This window comes from Nocardia rhizosphaerihabitans, assembly GCF_014646295.1.
Classification (GTDB): Bacteria; Actinomycetota; Actinomycetes; order Mycobacteriales; family Mycobacteriaceae; genus Nocardia; species Nocardia rhizosphaerihabitans.
The window spans coordinates 66,584-85,964 of record NZ_BMNE01000006.1 but is presented as its reverse complement, the minus strand read 5'-3'; the positions used below and the strand labels follow the sequence as shown (position 1 = coordinate 85,964).

Here is a 19,381-nt window from a genome sequence, read left to right as displayed (position 1 = left end):
GACCATCTCGACCGAACAACGGAGCGTGGCCATGTCCACCAGTACCTCTCAACTCGACAAAGACGACTACAACGACACCGGGCGGCTGGACGGCGCCTCGCGCGCCAGGGTTTTCACGGTGTTGGCCGTGATCGTCCTGTTCTCCGAGATCGCCCCGATGCAGTACACGATCGTCGCGGCGGCACTACAGAAGATCGCGCCGAGCTTCCCCGGTGTCGGGGCCGACATCAACTGGGCCATCATCGTTTTCGGGTTGATCGGAGCGGCCGCGTCTCCGTTGATCGGCAAGATGAGCGATGTGTGGGGCAAGAAGCGGATGTTCCTCATCTGCGGCGCCCTGTTCGTGATCGGCTGTGTGCTCGACGCGACCACCTCGAACTGGGCCGTCTTCCTGTTCGGCCGCTGCTTGCAGGCCACCGCCATCGCCACCGCGGTGATCGCCTACGGCCTCATCCGGGACCTCATGCCGCGCAAGATGATTCCGCTCGCACTCGGTCTCACGGCGACGGGCTTCGGTGTCGCCTCCATCGCGGGCCCGATCCTGGGCGGCTACCTGGTCGACAACCACAGCTGGCGCGCCATCTTCTGGGTACTCGCCGCGTTCACCCTGGCGATGCTGCCGCTGGTGTGGTTCATCGTGCCCGAGTCCAAGCTGCGGGTCCCCGAGCGGATCGACGTCGTCGGCGCCGCGTTGCTGTCCGGCGGCGCCGCGCTCACCCTGATCTACGTCGACAAGGGCCACGACTGGGGGTGGGCGAAGCCGACCACGCTGGCGTGGCTGATCGCGGGCATCTCGCTGCTGGTGCTGTTCGTCGTCGTCGAAAAGCGTGTGTCGACACCGATCATGGACATGGAGCTGCTCTTCCACCCGCGCGTCGCGCTGGTCCTGGCCGGTGCGCTCCTGGCGTCGCTGCAGATCGGCATCGTCTCCTACGCCATCGCCTACATGGCCCAGACCCCACCGGAGTCGACGGTCGTCGCCGGTGTCGAGCAGGGCACGCTGGCCAAGATCCAGGAGCTGACGGGTCAGGCGCTGCCGCCCGAGGCGGTGCAGGTCGCCCTCGATCCCGGCTACACCTATGGCAGCGGGTATTCCCTGCTCGAGTTCGCGATCCGGATCGCGCTGATCGGTTCGGTGATCACGATGATCTTCGGCGCGGTGGCGGGCCTGCTCGCCAAGCGGATCGGTGCCCGTCTGCCGCTGGTCGTCGCCCTGTTCATCTTCGCCGGTGCCGGCATCGCGTTCGCGCTGCTGCCGCTGACCACCACCACCTTCCTGATCGTGAACTCGATCTTCAGCATCGGCTTCGGGATGTACTACGCCTGCATGCCGATCCTGCTGGTCGAGGCGGTCCCGCAGGAGCAGCAGGGCATCAGCCTCGGGATGCTCGGCGTCATGCAGTCCATGGGTGTGGCGATCGGTCTCGCCGTCGTCACCGCGTTCCTGCACAACAACGGCATGAGCGCACTGGTGAGCGTCGGCGGGCAACCCCAGCCGGCAACCCCCCTGCCCGACCTGTTCGGTGATCACGGCTACCGCCTGGGCTTCTGGGTCTGCGCGGCCGCGTCGGTGCTGGCCCTCTCGCTCGCGCTGGTGATGAAGCATGGCCGCACCCCGGCCACCGGCGGCACCGCGCATTGACACCGAGAACTACGTTCCGCTTACCACGGTCGGCTCGGGACCGGTGCACTGTCGCCGGGTGCCAGGTTCCATCGAAGGCACTACGCTCACGGACAAGAACTAGAACAGGTTCTCGGGGTGGGAGTGTGCGATGCTGGCAGTGCAGATCGCGACATTACGGGCGACGGTGGTCGGTGCGATTCTCGCACTGGTGACGGCGTGCGCCGGTTGGGCTACGGCAGTGCCACTGCCGGAGCGGGATTCGTTCTACACCGAGCCTGCCGGTCTCGCGGACCTGGCCAACGGGACAGTGCTCGCGTCGCGGGCGATCGAACCGGAATCGTTCCTGCAGCCACTGCCCGCCGAGGGCCGGACTCCGATTTGTTCGGCGCCGACGGGTATGTCCACGGCGTGCTGGACGGTATCCGCGCCGCCAGAGCGTTCGCGCCCGCGGCTGTCGACCCCGCGGCGCCGATCGGCATGTGGGGTTACTCCGGCGGGGCGCAGGCCACCGCTATCGCCGCGCAAGCGCACAGCACCTACGCCCCGGAGCTGCCATTGACCGGTGTGGCGCTGGGCGGGATCGTCGCGGACCTGGAGGCCACCATGTCCGGCTTCAGCGGTGGAATCGCGGGCGGGGGCACCGTGGTGGGCCTGGTGGGGTTGAACCGGTCCTATCCGGACGCCGATGTGGCTCGATACCTCAACGAATCCGGCCGCGCGATGTTGGCCGCGAGCCGAACCGATTGCCTGCTCGACGCCGCGCTCGCGTATCCCCTTCTCGATGCGGCGGCGCTGGAAGCCTGGCCTGGATCGATCACGAACAACCCCGAGTTGAGCGAGGTGGTGCGGAGGGCCAGTCCCCTGTTCCGCCCAGGCGCACCCGGCGTGCCGGTCCTGGTCTACCACGCAGTCGCCGACGAAACGGGAAGTCCGCACCAGCTCGGATCCGGAAGCCGCCGGAGAACTTCGACACGGTGTTCGAGATGACCCTCACCTATTTCCGCGGCCTGGCGTTGACGACGATCGCGAGCACCAAACACCGCAACCAGCTCCTGGACAGCTGGCGTGCGTCGATGCGCGCCGCGTCCCGCCGCACTGAATCCGGTGCGCCGGCCCGGTGATTCAGGCCGACGCCTCAGCGCTTTCCTTGCGTGTCCGTGCGGCGACGGCGGCCGGCATCGGCTCGTGCCGCAGATACGCGCGGGCGAACGATCCCGATCCGTGGGTCAGCGATCGCAGGTCGATGACATACCTGCACAGTTCGAGTTCGGGTACCTCGGCGCGGATATGGGTGCAGCCGGTCTCGGCCGGTTCGGTGCCGAGAATGCGGCCGCGCCGGGTGGACAGGTCGCCGAGGACGGCGCCCAGCTGGTCGTCGGGGACCGTGACCCGCACCGCGGCAACGGGTTCGAGCAGCAGGGTCCCGGACGTGTCCGCCGCGTCGCGAAGGGCGAGGGCGCCCGCGGTCTGGAAGGCGGCGTCGGAGGAGTCCACCGAGTGCGCTTTTCCGTCCACCAGGGTCACCCGCACATCCACCAGCGGATATCCGGGAGTGACCCCGCGTGCGGCCTGCGCCCTCGCCCCCTTCTCCACCGATCCGATGAACTGCCGCGGCACCACCCCACCGACCACGCGGTCGACGAACTCGAATCCCGCCCCCTCCGGCAGCGGTTCCACCCGGATGTGGCACACCGCGTACTGCCCGTGCCCGCCGGACTGCTTCACCAGCCTGCCGTGGCCCTCGGCCGCCGCGGCGAGCGTCTCCCGCAGCGCCACCCGATACGGTTCCACGTCCACCCGCACCCCGAACCGCCCGCGCAACCGTTCCAGCGCGAGATCCCGGTGAGCTTCCCCCAGACACCACAGCACCAGCTGATGGGTGTGTTCGTTGTTTTCCAGCCGCAGGGTCGGATCCTCGGCGACGAGCCGGGTCAGGCTCTGTGAGAGCTTGTCCTCATCGGCCCTGCCCTGCGCCCGAATAGCCACGGGCAGTAGCGGTTCGGGCAGCTGCCACGGCTCGATCAGCAGGGGCTTCTTGGTGTCGGACAGAGTGTCGCCGGTTTCCGCGTGGCCGAGTTTGCTCACGAACGCGATATCGCCCGCGACAGCCTCGGTCAGTGTCTGCTGTTGCTTCCCCAACGGCGCGGTGACCCCGCCGACCCGGTCGTCGGCATCGTGCTCGGGTCCGCAGACGTGGACGGTGTCCTCGCTGTGCAGCGTGCCGGAGAACACCCGCACCAGCGATATCCGTCCCACATACGGGTCGGACGAGGTCCGGATGACCTCCGCGGCGAGGTCGGCCGCCGGATCGCAGCGCAGTGCGGTGGGCGCGGCGCCGTCGCCGCGCGACACGGCCGACAGCGGGTGTTCGATCGGTGTCGGGAACCCGGCCGTGACCAGTTCCAGCAGTTCGAGCGTGCCGAGGCCCTGCTCCCCTTCCTCGGCTGCCGGTGCCGCGAACAGCACCGGATGGAAGCTTCCGCGCGCCACGGCTCGTTCCAGGTCGTCGACCAGGGTGTCGAGTTCGACGGGTTCGCCGTCGAGGTACCGGTCCATCAGCGTTTCGTCTTCGCTCTCGGCGATGATCGCCTCGATCAACCGATCGCGGGCCGGGTCGATCTCCGCGAGCTGTTCCGCGGAGGGTTCGGTGCGCACCCGTTTCCCGCTGCGGTAGTCGGCGACCCGTCGCTCGAGCAGTTCCAGCAGTCCGATCGCGGGCCGGTGCCCGTCGGGGCTCTTCTGCCCGTAGACCGGCAGGTGCAGAGGCAGCACGGTATCGCGCGCTCCGTCGGTCAGCAGCGCCTGACAGGTCTGCACCAGTTCCGCGTACTCCGCCCGCGCCGTGTCCAGATGGGTCATCACGATCGCCCGCGGCATCCCCACCCGCGCGCACTCGGCCCACAGTTCCCGCGTCGCCCCCGCCACACCCTCCACTCCGTCGGCCGCCGACACCAGGAAAAGCGCCGCGTCCGCCGCCCGCAAGCCGGCCCGCAGTTCGCCGACGAAATCCGGGCATCCCGGCGTATCGATCAGATTGATCTTCACCCCGCCCCACATCACCGGGACCACCGACACCTGCACAGATCGGTGCTGTCGCCGTTCGACCTCGTCGTAGTCCGACAGCGATGTCCCGTCCTCCACCCGGCCGGCCCGGTTCACCGTCCCGGTCGCCAAGGCCAGCGCCTCCACCAGCGTCGTCTTCCCCGCACCGCTGCTGCCAACCAACGCCACGTTCCGGATGCTCTCCGGTCGCTGCGCCCCGTTCGTCCGGTCCACCATGTCGCACGCTCCCTCGGGTTAGGGACCCGGCCCCTTCGAGCTTCCCACCGCAGGTAGGGGCACGTCCACGGTTTCCGGCCGATCGATGCTGCGACCCGGCACGGGAGGTCGACCGTCTAGGCACCAGCCGGCAGATCCCGGTCCGCCTCCCGCCCCGCCTTCGCGGCTACACCGTCGCTTGGGCGCCGATCCCGCTCAGCTGGAAGTGGGCGCGGACTCGCGGGTGGCCAGATCGGCCTTCCATTCCCGGAAGCCCTCTTCGGTCCGGCCCCGCCGCCAGTAACCGGAGATCGATGCGGCCCACTCGGCGGGAACTTCCCGTTCTCTGCGGATGTAGCGGCGCAGATCGTGCATGACGGCGTGTGCTTCACCGTGGATGAATACCTGCACCTGGCCCTCCCGCCAGACCGCGGCGCGCACAGCCTCGGCCAGCGCTTCGCCCGGCGCACGGTCGCCTCGGTGCAACCAGGTCAGCTCGACCCCGTCGGGCTTGGTGACAGGGAGCTCGTCCTCGGGCCCGGTCACCTCGACGAAGGCGATACCCGCGGCCGTCGCCGGCATCGACTCGAGAGCGGCGGCGATGGCGGGCAGCGCGGAATCGTCACCCGCGAGCAGATGCCAGTCCGCCTCGGCGCGTGGGGCATAGGCACCGCCTGGGCCGTAGACATCGATGGTGGCGCCCGGGGCCGCCTGCGCCGCCCACGGTCCGGCGATGCCTTCGTCGCCGTGATACACGAAATCGATCGCGACCTGATCGCTGGACCGGTCGACCGAGCGCAGGGTGTAGGTGCGCAGCACCTCGGCGCCGTCGCTCGGGAAGATGAGTTTGACGTACGAGTCGGTGGACGCGCCGACCGCCAGGCCGGAAGCGAGGAAGTGCACGCGCACCATGTGCGGGGACAGACGTTCGGTGCGCAGCACCGTCAGGGTGGTACGGGGGCGAGCCAAGGAAACCTCCAATAGTTAGCGTTACCTAACAAACGTACCGCGGTTCGGGGTGGACTGGCGGACCATGGCCTGGCGCATACTGGCGCTCATGGCTTACGACACGGAGCTTGCGGAGCGGGTCAGGGAGCTGGTGTATCCGCGGGGCGACATCGACGAGAAGAAGATGTTCGGCGGACTCGCCTTTCTGGTCGGCGGCAATATGGCTGTCGCGGTGAGCGGTAAAGGCGGTCTGCTCGTGCGGGTCGAGCCTGCCGAGAGCGAGACCTTGGTCGACGGGGCGGCGGTCGCGCCGATGACGATGGGTGGCCGCGAAATGACCGGCTGGCTGCGCGTCGCACCGGACCTCGTCGCCGACGACGCGGTCCTGCGCGAGTGGGTCGAACGCGGCGTGACGTTCGCCGCAGCCCTGCCCCGCAAGCGCTGATCAGCGGGAGTTGCAGGAGTCGGCACGCGGGCACTGAGCGCCAGGATGCGCAGTTCCGCTCCGGCGGTGGTCATTTCGGTCGCGGTCATCAGCGTGACGCCGGAGGCGACGGCGACGGCCGCGACCAGGACCGCCCTCGGCGTGCGAAGGCCGAGCAGTGGGAGAGCCAGGGCGGCAACGATCAAGGGTTGCAGCGCACCGATTGTCGCGGCCGGCCCTCCGGGCAGCCGGTACGCGGCGACGAACAGGAGCGGGAAGAACGCGCCGATATTGAGCATGGACGACACGATCGACTTCCACCACCAGGCCCCGGTCGGCAGTGTGCGAGCGAATGCCACCAGCAGCAGCCCGGCGGGCAGTGCGCGGGCCGCCGCGGCCAGCAGCGGCCGGTCGGATGGCAGCAGCAAAGTCGTTGCGGCATAGACCGTTCCGAACGCGACGGGAGCGAGCGCGGTGCGCATCACGTCGAGATGAATCAGTCAAACAACATCGATGTCAAGTCTTTCGACATCGGGACAAGGAGGCGGCTGGATGGACACGAACGACGCGACGGCAACGACCGCCGTTCGGTGCGAGTGCGCTTGACTCCGCAGGGAATAGAACTGATCGAGCGGGTTTTCCGGCTTCACCTGGCCAACGAGGCACAACTGCTGGCGGCCTATGACCCCGAGGACTGCGACCGGTTCGTCGGCGAATTGCGGTGCCTACTCGAACATTTCGGGGACCGACTCGACCGCACCGTAGCCACCAGCGGACCAGAACCGTCGTAGCCGGGCCAACGCCGTGTCCGTGCCGCAAGCCCTGGTGCCGCTGTCAGTGGAGACGTCAGGTGTGTGTCAGGTCGGTGTCAGGCGGCCCGACCACAGTGTGTACATCGAACAAAACAACCGGCACCGACACAGTCAATGCCACAACCGATTTCGAGGAGTACACACCATGTCCATCACCATCACCCTGACCGACCAGGACAAGGCCACCCTGCGCACCGCCGCCTACGGCGCCGTCTCGCTGATCGCCGCCGCCGGCGCGCCGCACAGGGGGATCTCGCACGGCTCCATCGCCCTGACCTCGGCGACCGGCCTGGTCGGCCACGTGCTCGCCGCCAAGTCCAAGGACATCCACCTGCCCGGCAAGTCCGTCGCCGCACTCGCCGACCAGGTGCTGCCGAGCCTGACTGCCGCCATGAGCATGCTCGCCGAGCAGGACCCGGCCGAGGCAGGCAACTTCCGCGACACCGTCTTGGTCGCCGTCGAAGCCGCCACCCAGGCCGACAAAGGTCAGCCCACCCCGGCTGTGGCGGCGATGGCCCGCAAGATCGCCGCCGCCCTCGACGCCGCCTGACGGCTGCGGGGTTGGAGCCGCACGCGGGTTCCGTCCCGAGTCCCGGTGCCGAGGCGTCACCTCGACACCGGGACTCCTCGGTTCTCCGCCAGAGTTCTTTTCGGCCACGCGCGCCGGCTGATCGATCAGCGGAACAGGTCGGCGTTCGCAGCCGCCCAGACGGCTATCAGCGCCAGGATTTCGCAGCTAGCAAGATCGTCAACCGGTCATTGCGAAATTCGGATGTCGGTGAGGTCTTCGGAGATCTGCCAGATGTGTTGGGCGTCTTCGTGATTGCGAAGGCGGCGGTAGAGCTTTTGCTCGGTGGGTGGGCCGCCGAGGTGGCCGGGTCCGCTGGGGCCGTAGAAGCGTTCGGTGGCGGCGTCGGGTGAGGTGGCGGCGTAGAGGGCGGGGAGTTTCGCCGATTCGACGGTGCCGAGAAGGATGCCGCGGGCTGACAGCCATCGGATGAGTTTTACTCCTGCCGTGTCCTCGGTGCGTCCGACCTCGGGCCGGGCGGCCAGCAGGTTCGTCGGTGCCACGCCGGGGTGGGCGAGATTGCTGGTGATGCCCCAGCCGTGTGCTCGGCTGCGTCTGGCGAGTTCGAGTCCGAACAGACCGAAGGCGATCTTGGACTGGCTGTAGGCGCGCATGCCGTTGTAGGAGCGTTCCCAGTTCAGGTCGTCCCAGTTGATCCGGTTCCGGTTGGCCGCGACGCTGATCTGTGAGGTGACCCGGGCACCGCCGGCGCGGAGCAGGGGCATGAGGTGGCCGACCAGGGCGAAGTGGCCGAGATAGTTGGTGCCGAACTGCAATTCGAAGCCGTCGGCGGTGACCTGGCGATCCGGTGGGGTCATCACGCCTGCGTTGTTGATCAGCAGATGGATCGGGCGATCCTCCGCCAGCAGGGTCTTGCCGAGCGCCGCGACGGAAGCCAAGGAGGACAGGTCGAGTTCACGAAGCGACACCTCAGCCTCGGGGCTCACCGCCCGGATCTTGGTGAGCGCTGCCTCGCCCTTGCGCTGATTGCGAACCGGGAGGACGACCTCGGCGCCCGCGGCCGCCAGGCGCGAGGCGATCCCGACCCCCATGCCGTCGCTGGCTCCGGTGACCACAGCGCGTGTGCCGGTGAGGTCGGGAACGGTGATGTCGGGCCGACGTGGCATGTCGCTACTCCTGTGCGTCCGGGTTGTTGTCTGATGTCCACGATCGCTGGATCGAGGGGCGGCATCCAGGGACTGACGATCCGTGGATACCACCAGGCCCGGACGGTAGAACCGAAACCAGTCGCGGAAGGGAGCACTCCGATGATCGATCGTGCGGGGCTGGCCGAATTCGTCAGGCAGCGCCGGGAGTCGTTGCAGCCCGAGGATGTCGGGCTGCCACGCGGTCAGCGGCGCCGGACGAGCGGATTGCGGCGCGAGGAGGTCGCCGTCCTGTGTCACATGTCGACCGACTACTACGCGCGACTGGAGCAGGAACGCGGTCCGCAGCCGTCGGAACAGATGATCGCCTCGATCGCACAGGGCCTGCACCTGTCCCTCGACGAACGCGACCACCTGTTCCGCCTCGCGGGCCACACCCCGCCCGCGCGCGGCTCGGACAGTGAGCACATCAGCCCCGGCATGCTGCGCATCCTCGACCGGCTCCGGGACACCCCTGCCGAGATCGTCACCGAACTCGGCGAGACACTGCGGCAGACACCGCTCGGGATCGCCCTGACCGGCGACACCACCCGCCACACCGGCCCCGCCCGCAGCATCGGTTACCGCTGGTTCACCGATCCCGCCGAACGCGAGCGGTACGCGCCGGAGGATCACCCGTTCCTGTCACGGATGTTCGTCTCCGGGCTCCGCGAAGTCGCCACGCGCCGCGGTCCCGATTCCCGCGCCGCGCACTACGCGGACCTCCTGCTCGCCGAGTGTGAGGAGTTCCGGACCCTGTGGCACACCCACGAAGTCGGGGTGCACCCCCGGGACGTGAAGCGTTTCCGCCACCCGGAGGTCGGCGCCATGGAGCTGCACTGCCAGACCCTGCTCGACCCCGAGCAGTCACATCTGCTGCTGGTCTACACCGCGACACCCGGCAGCGAGAGCTACGAGAAGCTGCAGTTGCTCTCCGTCGTCAGCACCGAGATGCTCCGCTGACCGGATCCTGAGCGAAGTGGTCGACCACTCCCGACGAGGCGCTAGCGTCAGGAGTGACGTCAGGAGAGAACTGTGTTCGTTCGGGAGCAACGACGGCGCCCTACGGCTCGTCATCGTCTGTTGATGTGCGGCGCTGCGGCTTTGGTGTTCTGTGTTCCGGCTTGCGCGCCGTCGGCCGGCGATAGTTCGGCCGATCTCCAGCGCGGCCTGGATGCGATTACGGCGCTCGGCGTCAGCGGAGCGCAGGCCGGCGCGGTGGACAGCACGGGCCGGAGCACGGTCGTCGTCAGCGGCGTGGCCGAGGTCGGGACGAATCGGCCGGTGCCGGGTAACGGGTACTTCCGGATTGCCAGTGCCACCAAACCCATCGTCGCCACGGTGGTCCTTCAACTCGTCGGCGAAGGGAAGTTGTCCCTCGAAGACAGCGTGGAGAAGCATCTGCCCGGGGTCGTCAAGGGCACCGGAGCGGGGCACGAGATCGACGGCCGGAAGATCACGATCCGCCAGCTGCTCCAGAACACCAGCGGGCTACTGGACGACTATCCCGGCTTCGATTCGAAAGAACAGTATCTGCAACACCGATTCGACTCATACTCCCGGGACGGGTTGATCGAGCGAGCCATGGCGATGGCTCCCGCTTTCGAACCCGGTGCGGGGTGGGCTTATTCGAATACGAACTTCCTTCTCGCGGAGGCCGTCATCGAGAAAATCACCGGCAACAGCTGGCAAGCCGAGATCGACCATCGGATCTTCCGGCCATTGGACATGCGGCATTCGGTGTAGCCGGGCCGGAGCACCACCCTGCCCGACCCGCATGCCCGCGCCTACTCGGTGTTCGCCGGCAGCGGCGAATTCGTCGACACCACCGAAATCCTGGACGGCGCCGAGAATATGATCTCCACCACCGCCGACATGAACACCTTCTACCGAGCATTGCTCGGCGGCAGACTGCTGCGGCCCGCCGAGCTGGAGCAGATGAAGACGACCGTCGCGATCGATGAGAAGGTCGAAATTCTCTGGCCTGGTGGTCGATACGGTCTTGGCCTGGTGAAGCGCCCGCTCACCTGCGGCGGCGAATACTGGGGCCACGGTGGCGGCGATGCCGGATTCATCACCAGCGACGGAGTGACCCCTGACGGGAAGCGCAGCATCGTCATCTCACAGACCACGGCCCTGCCCGAGAAGATGATCGAGCAGGAAGCAAGAGCAGCCGAACTGGTCGGTGACGCGCTCTGCGACTGAGGACCACGGTCGTTCAGGCCGCGGGCAGGCGGACCGTGGCCGTCGCGCGGCCGAAGATCCTGCGTCCCTCGCATTTGGCGGTGATGGCCACGACGGCTGTCCGGCTGTGCGGATCAATGGACTTCACCGTCCCCGAGAATTCGATGGTCGCGCCCGCGCTGGTGACGTAGACCGGGCTGGTGAACCGGACCGCGCATTCGATGACGGCGCCGGGGTCACCGAGCCACGAGGTGAGGTATCCCGCTCCGAGGCCGACCGTCAGCATGCCGTGGGCAACCGGGGCTTCCAGGTTCACCGCGTGTGCCGCTTCGTGGTGCCAGTGGATGGGGTTCGGGTCGCCGGCCACGCCGGCGTAGTTGACCAGGTCGCCGGGGGTGAGTGAAATCAGTCGCGGTGGGACTTGATCGCCCACCGCGACGGACTCGAAGGCAAGCGCATGACTCCCCGCGCCCGGCTCGACTCGCGGCAGGGTCTCCGGGCGCGGTCCATCGGGCGCTCGCAGTGCCAGGTCGGTATGCGAACGCATATCCCGAAAGCCCTGCATCACCAGTTTGTCGCCGAACGGAGTCGCGCTCGCGGTGGCCGCGGATCGACCGACGAAACTTGTCCGCGAGATGATCGAGGTATTGCCGTGCTGGTCGGTGATCACTGTCTTGAACTCGAAGAGTTCGCCGCCGAAGGCTTGGCGAAACGACTCGAGACCGACGTCGAAGGACAAGACGTCACCGGAACGAATCGGCTTGTAGTAGTTGATGACCTGATCGGTTTGCATGATCTGGCTCAGGTCGTAGCCACCGGCGACCGCGTCGAACATCGCGAGCTGAGCCCGGAAGGCCGGGATCGAGAAGAACGTCAGCGGCGCGATCAGCCCACCGTAGCCGTACTCCACGCCCGCGGATTCCGACCAGTGCACCGGGTGGGTGTCCTGGACGGCGCGCGCGAACTCACGGATCTTCTCCCGCCCCACCACATAGACGTCCTCGGCGCGATAGCTGCACCCCACCATGCTCGATAACCGCTCCGCGGAATTCGCGGCCGGTGCATCCACGGCCTTTCCGCTGGTCGACCCCATGGGCAGAAAGACTAGTAGCCGTGTGTCTTTCGATCGCGGCACTCGGGTTCGGAGTGTCGACCACCGCGACGACGGCCGAGACGGCTACATCTTGGTGTAGCGCGCCATGGCGAAACTGTAGAAGCCATAGGTGATGATCCCCAGGCCCGCTGCGATCAGCAGAGCCGCTCCGTAGGGTTGTGCTCCGAGGGTTTTGAACGCACCGTCGAGGCCGGCGGCTTGCCCGGGTTCGGAGCGGCTGACCGCGAGGATCACAAGCAGTCCGATGGCGGCGACGGCCAGCCCTTTCGCGATGTAGCCGACCGTGCCCAGCCGTCGGACCAGGTCGCTGGTGGGCCCTTTCAGGTCGTCGAGGAAGCTCTGGGTCGCACCCTTGTAGACGTGATAGCCGCCGATCGCGATGATGATCAGCCCGGCGGCGACCAGGGCGATCGTGCCCGCGCTGGATTGCATCATGCGCGCGGTGATCCCCATGCTCTGCTCGCTGCTCGACTTGCCGGCGCCCCGGGCGAATCCGAACGCGGAGAGCGCGAAAGCGAGATAGACGACGGCCAGGGAGAATGCCTTGACCCGGTTGAATGCCTCGGATCTCTTGCTGTCGGCTTCGGGTTCGGACGAGCTGCCCAGCGCCGCTTCGGCGAACCGCCACAGCGCCATCAGCGAGAACGCGACGACGCCCACCCAGAGCACGAAGACACCACCGGGCTTGGCGGCCAGCTCCGTCATGGCCCCCGATTGATCGGCGGTTCCCCCGGGGCCGCCGAGTGCGATCCGGATGGCGATATAGCCGATGATCAGGTGCACGAGGCCGCTCATGACGAAACCGGCGCGGGCGAATCGTTCGAAGACACTGTTCTGAGCCACCCGGGCGACGTCCGTGGACGATGTGCCGGAGGACGGTCGGGAGGCAGCGTTGTCAGGCATGATGGTCGCCCTCGTGCCGGAATCTAGCGCTTGAAGGCGTCTTTGATCTTGGCGGCGGACAGTTTCAGGTTGCCCTTGGCTTGATCTGCCCTGCCCTCGACCTCGAGGGTCCGGTTGCGCGTGGTTCGACCGAACGCCTTCTTGATCCTGCCCTTGGTGGCCTCGGCGGAATACGCGATCTTCTTGCTGATACTCATGGCAGTGCCACTCTTTCTCAGGCTGTGTTACACCAAGTGTTCGCCGCGATTCCACCGGAGTCAACGGCGCGGTGGAGTCAGCGCTCGAACTGGGCGCGTTTGTGGTCGCCGTACGGGTCGTCGCGTTCGCGGACCGCTTCGCGGAATCCGGCTGTGGCGGCGCGCGTTTGGAAGGCGTAGCCCTCGCGGGTGTGGCGGGAGATGCCGTCGAAGACGGTGCTGACCATCGCCGAGTTGGCGACGCCCTGGGTGTTGAGGGCGGAGTTGAGCGCGAGCTTGGCCATCATGAGCTGGTTGACCGGCATGCGGGCGATGCGTTCGACCAGGGCTTCGGTGCGCTCGTCGAGTTCCTCGGCGGGCCAGGATTCGACCGCGAGACCCCATTCGGCGGCTTGCTTGCCGCTGATGCAGTCGCCGGTGAACAGCAGGCGTTTGGCGCGCTGATCGCCGAGGCGGTGCGCCCACATGCCCGCGGCGGGGATACCCCAGACGCGGGTGGGCGGGTAGCCGATCTTGGTGTCGTCGGCGCAGATGATCTGGTCGGCGTGCAGCGCGATGTCGGTGCCGCCCGCGATCGCGAAGCCGTGCAGCTTCGCGACGGTCGGCTTGTTCGCGTGCATGAGGCTGGCGAATCCCTTGGTGAACCGGCTCATCATGGCGAAGTCGATCATCGGGTCCCAGGTGCCCTGCGGATTGTGGTTGACGGCGTTGACCACCGGATCGAGCACGGTGCCGGTGACCTCGTCCGGTCCGTCCGCGCCCGCGAAGCCCTGCTCGGCGAACATGTCGAGGTCGTAGCCGCCGCAGAACCCTTTGCCGCGCCCGGACACCACGATGACGTGCACGCGCGGGTCCAGGTCGGCCCGCTCCACCGCGTGCGCCAGATCCCGCGGGGTGTGCGGGGTGATCGCGTTGCCCTTGTCCGGCCGGTTGAACGTGATCCTGGCGATCCGCCCGTCCCGCTCGTAGGTGAGCGTGGAGTACTCCCGCTCGAAGTCCGGATCAGGACGATGCCGCCACGGCGAATCGGGCCCTTCGGTCCAGTTCTCGTACCAGGGTGCGGGCTGTTCGCCGGAGTTCGTGCTGCTGTTCGACACGGTGGGGTCCTTCTGGATGCGAAGTGCCTGGAGGGAGAATCTGTCGAAAGCATGGCGGGTCGGAGCACTCACAGTCAATAGTGACTGTGAAATTCTCGGCCGACGACGAGAAGGGCCCGACTTGGCGACGCGCGAAGAACAGAAGCAGGCCACCCGAGCCCGCATCCTCGACGCGGCGACCGACCTGCTGGTGCGGCGCGGCTACTCCGCGCTGACCACCGTCGCCGTCCAGGAAGCGGCCGGACTCAGCCGCGGCGCGCTGCTGCACCACTTCCCGACCATCGCCGAGCTGTCGAAAGCCCTGGTGCAGAACCTGGTCCAGCGCAACGAACAGGCGGCGCTGGCCGCGGCCGCGCGGTTCGACGCGGACGCCGACCCGGTCGACCGGGCGCTGGCGGCCCTCTACGAGTCGATGACGCGCCCCGCGGCCCAAGCCGAACTGGAGCTGTGGGCCGCCGCCCGCACCGACCAGGACCTGGCAGCCGCACTCCAGCACGCGGAACGCGCCGCGGGCCGCGACCTCGTCCGCGTCGTCGACGAACTGTTCGGACCCGAGGTGGTGGCCCATCCGCGCTATCCGGTGATCCGCGATCTCACAATCACCGTCCTGCGCGGCACCGTGGCGGGCCGGGTCCTGCACACCTCCGAGAAATCGGCCCGTGCCACCCTGCGCGAGTGGGCCGCCATCGTCCGGACACTGCTCGTCGACCAGGATCCCCTGCACCCTTGACGCTCCAGAAAGAGTGAGTGTACAGTCACTCACATGAGCAAGAGCGGAGTCACCCTCTCCCGATCGGACCTGCGGCGCGACGCCGTGGTCGATGCCGCGATCATCGAGTTCGCCAGGACCGGCTATCACGGCACGCCGATCAGCACGGTGGCGGCGACAGCTCAGATCTCGCCCGCGTACGTGTTCAAGCTGTTCCCCGGCAAGGTCGCACTGTTCGTCGCGGCGCTCGAGCGGTGCTTCGACCGGATCGTGGCGGCGATGTCGGCGGGCGCGGCGCGGTCGAACGCCGAGAGTCCCGAGCAGATCCTCTACGACATGGGCGGGGCCTACGCCGAGCTCATCGGCGACAAGAGCCTGCTGATGCTGCAGGTCCACGCGCAATCCGTGGCTGACGTGCCGGAAATCGGCGCGGCGATGCGGGACGGGCTGGCCAGGGTGACCGACCTCGCCAAACAGCGCTCGGGCGCCGCGGACGAGTACGTCCAGCGATTCATCGCCTTCGGGCAGCTCTGCCACCTGATCACCACCCTCGGCCTGGACGGCGACGACAGTCCCTGGGCCCAGATCGTCACCGCGGGTATCCGCCACCCTCGAGCCCACTGACCCCTGACCGCCCCCTCGCGGGGCATTTTTTCGACCCATCAAGTGATTGACCAGTCACACACTAGGAGTTCTCATGTCCACCACCGCCACCGAAATCGTCCTGCCCGGCCGGGTCGAACCCGACGGCCTGCTGGTCACCCGGCGCGATCTGCCCGAGCCCTGCGCGGGGCAAGCACTCGTCCGGGTCGAGGCGAGCGGTGTCTCCTTCGCCGAGCAGCAGATGCGGCGCGGCAAGTACTACGACCAGCCCGCCTTTCCCTTCGTGCCCGGCTACGACCTGGTCGGCACCGTCACCGCGGTCGGGACCGCTGTCGACCCGGGCCTGATCGGCACACGGGTCGCCGCGTTGACCAAGATCGGCGGCTGGGCCAGCCATGTCGTGCTCGACGCGGCCGACCTGGTGACGGTGCCCGCGTCGCTCGATGCCGCCGAGGCGGAAACCTTTGTCGTCAACGGGATCACGGCCTGGCAAATGCTCTTCCGTACCGCGAAGGTGCGGGCGGGGCAGACCGTGCTGGTGCACGGCGCCAACGGCGGGGTCGGCTCTACGCTGGTCCAGCTGGCCCGCGCCAACGGAATTCATGTCATCGGGACCGCGTCGGCGCGCAATGCCGAGGCCGTGCGGGCGCTCGGTGCGAGCTGGGTCGACTATCGCGGCGATGTGCCGGAGCAGGTCCGGGCACTCGCTCCCGATGGCGTGGATGCCGTGTTCGATCACGTCGGCGGCTCCGGCATCACCGACTCGTTCGCACTGCTCGCGCCGCACGGCACGCTGGTCTCCTACGGCACCGCGGCCACCAAGAACGACGCGGGCAATTCGCGACTGCCGGTGCTGAAGCTGCTCGGCCGGATCCTGCTGTGGAACGCGTTGCCCAACAAGCGCAGTGCGTACTTCTTCAATCTGTGGGCGGGCAAGCGCAACCGGGCAGCCTTCCGCGCCCGTATCACCGCTGACCTGGGCCAGGTCTTCGATCTCGCCGCGCGGGGTGACCTGCGCGCTCAGGTCGCCGCCCACGTCCCGCTGGCCGAAGCCGCCCGCGCCATGGAACTCGCCGAGTCGAGCACCGTCGTCGGCAAAGTCGTCATCGTCCCCTGAATCCCCACCACCGCACAGGAGAACCGTTATGTCCCAGCATGTTTCCACCACCGAGACCCGTCCGTCCGCGCTGCGCGTCCTGCTCGACAACCGTCCGTCGTACCTGAGTTTCGGGATGGCGTGGCTGCTCGGTCACGGCGCGTATGCCCTGTCCCACGGCGACGATCCCGTCCTGCGACTGCCTGCCGCGGTGCCGAGCGTGCTGCTGATCGCCGGGCTGGCGATCGCGATGGTCGTCACCAGCATCGTGACGATGAGGGCCCAGCGCGGTGTCACCGGCAAGGACGCGGTGGTCGGTAATCTGCTCGCCGTGTCCTGGCTGATCGGTTTCGGCGCGCTGTTGTTCGTCATCACCGCGCTGAGTTCCGCACTGGCCCAAGACGATCTGAAGATGCTGCTGTGGCCCACCGGCTCCGGCCTCATCGTCGGCCTGCTCTACCTCGCGGGCGGCGCCGCCTACCGCGACGTCCTGCAATACGCTCTCGGCGCCTGGCTGGCCCTCACCTCCTCGGCCGCCCTGTTCCTCGACGGCGCGAGCCCCTACTGGGTCCTGGCCATCGCGGGCGGCGGCAGCTACCTGGTCGCCGCGGCACTCGAACCCCGCCGCCGCGCCGTCGCCGCCTGAACAAGACGCCCCGCCCGGCGATACCGGGCGGGGCGTCGGTTCTTGTTCAGGCGGGTCGCAGGCGTGGCCGGGCCCGGCTGACGGCGCGTTGGGGCCGGTTCGGGGAACCGCCGGCCATGATGTCGGCCCACCAGGACTGCAGGGGGCTCGGGTCGGGCCAGCGGACGAACGGTGTTTCCGAGTCGAGGCCGGGTTCTTCGGTCATGACGGAGATCCCTCGATTGTGCCGCGACGGCGGCGGCTGAGCACGCATGACGCGAGGTCAGCCGACGTCGGGCGGATGGTGACCGACCCGGCCTGCGGCGTGCAGGAGCTGGGCGTTGGCGACGTCGGCCGGGGTGTCGGCGGCGATCACCAGCAGGGTGAGGTGGACGCCGTCGACGCCGACGAGGTGCATGGTGTCGGGGAGCTGGTCCACGTCTGGGACCTGCAGGTCGACGTCGTCGGGGTGGTCGATGCGGCGCTGGTTGCGGCTGGTCGCGTTCCAGTCGAAGCTGATGCGCGCGGTCCGGCCGAGGCGGGGCGTGAGCGCGCTGATCAGGTCGTGGAGTTCGGCGGTGAGATTCGCCGTCCGCGGCCACCAGGCGCCGTCGAACAGTTCGGCGTGACTTTCGTGGGCGCGCAACAGAAGTCGCGGGGTACGGGTCGGGATGCCGAACGGCTGCCGGTCCTGATCGGGCGCGCCCATGGCCCGGTGGTTGGTAATGTTGCGCGGACGCTCCGGCGCTTCCGGGGGCGCTTCGGGTTCGGCGGCATCGGATGCGGCGGCCATCAGGGCCTCGTGGGCGACGTGCTCGTCGGTGTCGGCGGGGATCACCTGCAGCACGAGCATGCTCGCGTCGCGGCCGAACACATACATCGTGTTCCACAGTTCGAAGTGGTAGGAGTCGAGCCGGACCGTCTCCCCCGCGATCGTGGTCCGCGCAGGCGCCTGCGCCCAGCACGACGGGTCGTAGACGACGCGCCAGACCGGGCCGAGCCGCACACTCAGCACCGCGAGCAGATCGGGCAGTTCGGCGGCCAGGTCGTCCGACCGTGGCCACCACGCGCCGTCGATGTATCGGTCGCCCGAGGAGCGTGACCGCATCCGCAGCCGCGGGGTGTAGAGCGGCGGGACCTGATGACGGGCAGGCGCGGCGGCGGGGCCGGGTCGATGGTCTTCGCGGATGCGCATGATGTTCGGTCCTTTCGTCCGGGATCCGAGGAATCGGTATCAGCTCCGGGGACCTGTACTACTCAAGTAGACGCCGATATCCCACCCTTGTCAACGTTGTAGGTCTACACTGGCAACCACAACCAACAGACGGAGGTGCCGCCATGGCCGCGGATTCGACTGATGGCGCCCGCCGTCCCGTCGGTGCGGTGACCAGGGCGTCCGTCCTGTCCGCCGCGCTCATGATCGTCGACCGCGACGGCGTCGACGGGTTGTCGATGCGCAGGCTCGCCGAGGCCGTCGGGCGCGACCCGATGGTGATCTACCGGCATCTGCCGAACAAGGCGGCCGTGCTCGACGGCGTGGCCGAGATGGTGTTCGACCAGCTGGTGGTCGACGCGGAGGACCCCGACTGGGCGACCCAGCTGCGCGCGGTGGCCCGCTCGTTCCGCGCGGTGGCGCTCGCGCACCCGAATGTCGTCCCGCTGCTGGTGACCCGGCCGCTGTCCACTCCGCTCGGCATGCGCCCGGTCGCGGTGGTCCGCCCGCTCGAGCACATCCTGCAGCTGCTCACCCGGGCCGGTTTCACCGGCGCCGACGCGCTGCACATCTACCGCGCCCTGTTCGGTTTCCTCTACGGACACGTGCTCAACGAGCTCCAGGAAGTGGTGGAACGGCCGGAGGAATCCGACGAGGTCCTGCGCCTTGGCCTGCACCGCTTGCCGATCACCGAGTTCCCGCTGGTGCGCGAACTCGCCCCGACGCTGGCCGCCTACGACGGCGCCGCCGAACTCGAACGCGGCCTCGACATCCTGCTCACCGGCCTCACCGCGACACTCCCGGACCCGGCCCTCTGACCCCCTCACGCCCGACCGCGCCGCACGACGGGTTACGTCTATG

General features: G+C 68.1%; 21 protein-coding genes and 1 pseudogene. 13 read left to right on the top strand and 9 right to left on the bottom strand.

Annotation, left to right across the window (positions count from 1 at the left end; genetic code table 11):
- The first annotated feature begins 31 nt into the window (after positions 1-31).
- The 3 genes from IEY60_RS24665 to IEY60_RS24655 all read left to right on the top strand — a co-directional run bounded on the left by IEY60_RS24665 (position 32) and on the right by IEY60_RS24655 (position 2,745).
- Positions 32-1,642, top strand: a complete 1,611-nt coding sequence (locus IEY60_RS24665) for an MFS transporter (protein ID WP_189032765.1) — start codon at positions 32-34, stop codon at positions 1,640-1,642.
- A gap of 360 nt (positions 1,643-2,002) precedes the next feature.
- Positions 2,003-2,611 (top strand): lipase family protein, encoded by a 609-nt coding sequence (locus tag IEY60_RS24660; RefSeq protein ID WP_229740090.1) that lies wholly within the window; start codon positions 2,003-2,005, stop codon positions 2,609-2,611.
- On the top strand, positions 2,608-2,745 hold the full coding sequence (locus IEY60_RS24655; RefSeq protein ID WP_189032763.1) for a hypothetical protein: 138 nt from the start codon (positions 2,608-2,610) through the stop codon (positions 2,743-2,745). Before IEY60_RS24660 ends, IEY60_RS24655 begins: the two co-directional genes overlap by 4 nt.
- Position 2,746: 1 nt before the next feature.
- Here IEY60_RS24655 and IEY60_RS24650 read toward each other — a convergent pair whose 3' ends face one another.
- Positions 2,747-4,903, bottom strand: a complete 2,157-nt coding sequence (locus IEY60_RS24650) for an elongation factor G-like protein EF-G2 (RefSeq protein ID WP_189032762.1) — start codon at positions 4,901-4,903, stop codon at positions 2,747-2,749.
- A 195-nt stretch (positions 4,904-5,098) separates the two neighbouring features.
- Positions 5,099-5,851 carry a siderophore-interacting protein gene (locus IEY60_RS24645; protein ID WP_189032760.1) on the bottom strand — a complete coding sequence of 251 codons (753 nt, stop codon included), beginning with the start codon at positions 5,849-5,851 and terminating at the stop codon, positions 5,099-5,101.
- Positions 5,852-5,939: 88 nt separating this feature from the next.
- On the opposite strand from IEY60_RS24645, the gene IEY60_RS24640 reads away from it, so the two are divergent.
- The 3 genes from IEY60_RS24640 (at position 5,940) to IEY60_RS24630 (ending at position 7,616) form a co-directional block, all read left to right on the top strand.
- Positions 5,940-6,275, top strand: coding sequence for a TfoX/Sxy family protein (locus IEY60_RS24640; protein WP_189032758.1), 336 nt, complete (start codon positions 5,940-5,942; stop codon positions 6,273-6,275).
- Between the two features lie 188 nt (positions 6,276-6,463).
- A complete protein-coding gene (locus tag IEY60_RS24635) occupies positions 6,464-7,045 on the top strand; it encodes a MarR family winged helix-turn-helix transcriptional regulator (protein WP_189032756.1) in 582 nt (193 codons plus the stop codon).
- A gap of 166 nt (positions 7,046-7,211) precedes the next feature.
- Positions 7,212-7,616, top strand: a complete 405-nt coding sequence (locus IEY60_RS24630) for a hypothetical protein (protein ID WP_189032754.1) — start codon at positions 7,212-7,214, stop codon at positions 7,614-7,616.
- 206 nt (positions 7,617-7,822) lie between these two features.
- On the opposite strand, the gene IEY60_RS24625 is transcribed toward IEY60_RS24630, so the two are convergent.
- Positions 7,823-8,761 (bottom strand): SDR family oxidoreductase, encoded by a 939-nt coding sequence (locus IEY60_RS24625; protein WP_189032752.1) that lies wholly within the window; start codon positions 8,759-8,761, stop codon positions 7,823-7,825.
- Positions 8,762-8,902: 141 nt separating this feature from the next.
- Between IEY60_RS24625 and IEY60_RS24620 the strand changes: the two genes are divergently transcribed.
- Entirely contained in the window at positions 8,903-9,742 is an 840-nt protein-coding gene (locus tag IEY60_RS24620) for a helix-turn-helix transcriptional regulator (RefSeq protein WP_189032750.1), read from the top strand.
- Positions 9,743-9,865: 123 nt separating this feature from the next.
- A pseudogene (locus IEY60_RS35945) lies at positions 9,866-10,984 on the top strand (serine hydrolase domain-containing protein).
- Between the two features lie 13 nt (positions 10,985-10,997).
- Here the strand turns inward: IEY60_RS35945 and IEY60_RS24605 are convergent.
- The 4 genes from IEY60_RS24605 to IEY60_RS24590 form a co-directional block, all read right to left on the bottom strand.
- Positions 10,998-12,056 (bottom strand): fused (3R)-hydroxyacyl-ACP dehydratase subunits HadA/HadB, encoded by a 1,059-nt coding sequence (locus IEY60_RS24605; protein ID WP_189032744.1) that lies wholly within the window; start codon positions 12,054-12,056, stop codon positions 10,998-11,000.
- Between the two features lie 84 nt (positions 12,057-12,140).
- Positions 12,141-12,980: a DUF1206 domain-containing protein gene (locus tag IEY60_RS24600; protein WP_189032742.1), complete on the bottom strand. Its 840-nt coding sequence runs from the start codon at positions 12,978-12,980 to the stop codon at positions 12,141-12,143.
- Between the two features lie 23 nt (positions 12,981-13,003).
- A complete protein-coding gene (locus tag IEY60_RS24595; protein WP_189032740.1) occupies positions 13,004-13,177 on the bottom strand; it encodes a CsbD family protein in 174 nt (57 codons plus the stop codon).
- 77 nt (positions 13,178-13,254) lie between these two features.
- A complete protein-coding gene (locus IEY60_RS24590; protein ID WP_189032738.1) occupies positions 13,255-14,274 on the bottom strand; it encodes a crotonase/enoyl-CoA hydratase family protein in 1,020 nt (339 codons plus the stop codon).
- Positions 14,275-14,395: 121 nt separating this feature from the next.
- Between IEY60_RS24590 and IEY60_RS24585 the strand changes: the two genes are divergently transcribed.
- From IEY60_RS24585 to IEY60_RS24570, 4 genes are all read left to right on the top strand, one after another.
- The gene (locus IEY60_RS24585) at positions 14,396-15,004 is read left to right on the top strand and encodes a TetR/AcrR family transcriptional regulator (protein WP_189032736.1); all 609 of its coding nucleotides are present in this window, start codon (positions 14,396-14,398) and stop codon (positions 15,002-15,004) included.
- Positions 15,005-15,037: 33 nt separating this feature from the next.
- Positions 15,038-15,607, top strand: coding sequence for a TetR/AcrR family transcriptional regulator (locus IEY60_RS24580; protein ID WP_189032734.1), 570 nt, complete (start codon positions 15,038-15,040; stop codon positions 15,605-15,607).
- Positions 15,608-15,680: 73 nt separating this feature from the next.
- Complete coding sequence (locus tag IEY60_RS24575; RefSeq protein ID WP_189032732.1) at positions 15,681-16,703, top strand: medium chain dehydrogenase/reductase family protein; 1,023 nt, start codon at positions 15,681-15,683, stop codon at positions 16,701-16,703.
- Between the two features lie 28 nt (positions 16,704-16,731).
- Positions 16,732-17,328, top strand: coding sequence for an ABC transporter permease (locus tag IEY60_RS24570; protein WP_189032729.1), 597 nt, complete (start codon positions 16,732-16,734; stop codon positions 17,326-17,328).
- Between the two features lie 46 nt (positions 17,329-17,374).
- Here IEY60_RS24570 and IEY60_RS24565 read toward each other — a convergent pair whose 3' ends face one another.
- Both IEY60_RS24565 and IEY60_RS24560 read right to left on the bottom strand, forming a co-directional pair.
- Positions 17,375-17,533 (bottom strand): hypothetical protein, encoded by a 159-nt coding sequence (locus IEY60_RS24565; protein WP_189032727.1) that lies wholly within the window; start codon positions 17,531-17,533, stop codon positions 17,375-17,377.
- A 57-nt stretch (positions 17,534-17,590) separates the two neighbouring features.
- Positions 17,591-18,502 (bottom strand): DUF5994 family protein, encoded by a 912-nt coding sequence (locus IEY60_RS24560; RefSeq protein WP_189032725.1) that lies wholly within the window; start codon positions 18,500-18,502, stop codon positions 17,591-17,593.
- A 143-nt stretch (positions 18,503-18,645) separates the two neighbouring features.
- Here IEY60_RS24560 and IEY60_RS24555 point away from each other — a divergent pair, with 143 nt between their 5' ends.
- Positions 18,646-19,338: a TetR/AcrR family transcriptional regulator C-terminal domain-containing protein gene (locus IEY60_RS24555; RefSeq protein ID WP_189032723.1), complete on the top strand. Its 693-nt coding sequence runs from the start codon at positions 18,646-18,648 to the stop codon at positions 19,336-19,338.
- Positions 19,339-19,381: the final 43 nt, after the last annotated feature.

What these genes read in the sequence shown, in the direction of transcription:
- IEY60_RS24665 (WP_189032765.1), top strand. Translation starts at nt 32, where the DNA reads ATGTCCACCAGTACCTCTCAACTCGACAAAGACGACTACAACGACACC.
- IEY60_RS24655 (WP_189032763.1), top strand. Translation starts at nt 2,608, where the DNA reads ATGACCCTCACCTATTTCCGCGGCCTGGCGTTGACGACGATCGCGAGC.
- IEY60_RS24650 (WP_189032762.1), bottom strand. Translation starts at nt 4,903, where the DNA reads ATGGTGGACCGGACGAACGGGGCGCAGCGACCGGAGAGCATCCGGAAC.
- IEY60_RS24640 (WP_189032758.1), top strand. Translation starts at nt 5,940, where the DNA reads ATGGCTTACGACACGGAGCTTGCGGAGCGGGTCAGGGAGCTGGTGTAT.
- IEY60_RS24630 (WP_189032754.1), top strand. Translation starts at nt 7,212, where the DNA reads ATGTCCATCACCATCACCCTGACCGACCAGGACAAGGCCACCCTGCGC.
- IEY60_RS24625 (WP_189032752.1), bottom strand. Translation starts at nt 8,761, where the DNA reads ATGCCACGTCGGCCCGACATCACCGTTCCCGACCTCACCGGCACACGC.
- IEY60_RS24620 (WP_189032750.1), top strand. Translation starts at nt 8,903, where the DNA reads ATGATCGATCGTGCGGGGCTGGCCGAATTCGTCAGGCAGCGCCGGGAG.
- IEY60_RS24605 (WP_189032744.1), bottom strand. Translation starts at nt 12,056, where the DNA reads ATGGGGTCGACCAGCGGAAAGGCCGTGGATGCACCGGCCGCGAATTCC.
- IEY60_RS24600 (WP_189032742.1), bottom strand. Translation starts at nt 12,980, where the DNA reads ATGCCTGACAACGCTGCCTCCCGACCGTCCTCCGGCACATCGTCCACG.
- IEY60_RS24595 (WP_189032740.1), bottom strand. Translation starts at nt 13,177, where the DNA reads ATGAGTATCAGCAAGAAGATCGCGTATTCCGCCGAGGCCACCAAGGGC.
- IEY60_RS24580 (WP_189032734.1), top strand. Translation starts at nt 15,038, where the DNA reads ATGAGCAAGAGCGGAGTCACCCTCTCCCGATCGGACCTGCGGCGCGAC.
- IEY60_RS24575 (WP_189032732.1), top strand. Translation starts at nt 15,681, where the DNA reads ATGTCCACCACCGCCACCGAAATCGTCCTGCCCGGCCGGGTCGAACCC.
- IEY60_RS24570 (WP_189032729.1), top strand. Translation starts at nt 16,732, where the DNA reads ATGTCCCAGCATGTTTCCACCACCGAGACCCGTCCGTCCGCGCTGCGC.
- IEY60_RS24565 (WP_189032727.1), bottom strand. Translation starts at nt 17,533, where the DNA reads ATGACCGAAGAACCCGGCCTCGACTCGGAAACACCGTTCGTCCGCTGG.
- IEY60_RS24560 (WP_189032725.1), bottom strand. Translation starts at nt 18,502, where the DNA reads ATGCGCATCCGCGAAGACCATCGACCCGGCCCCGCCGCCGCGCCTGCC.
- IEY60_RS24555 (WP_189032723.1), top strand. Translation starts at nt 18,646, where the DNA reads ATGGCCGCGGATTCGACTGATGGCGCCCGCCGTCCCGTCGGTGCGGTG.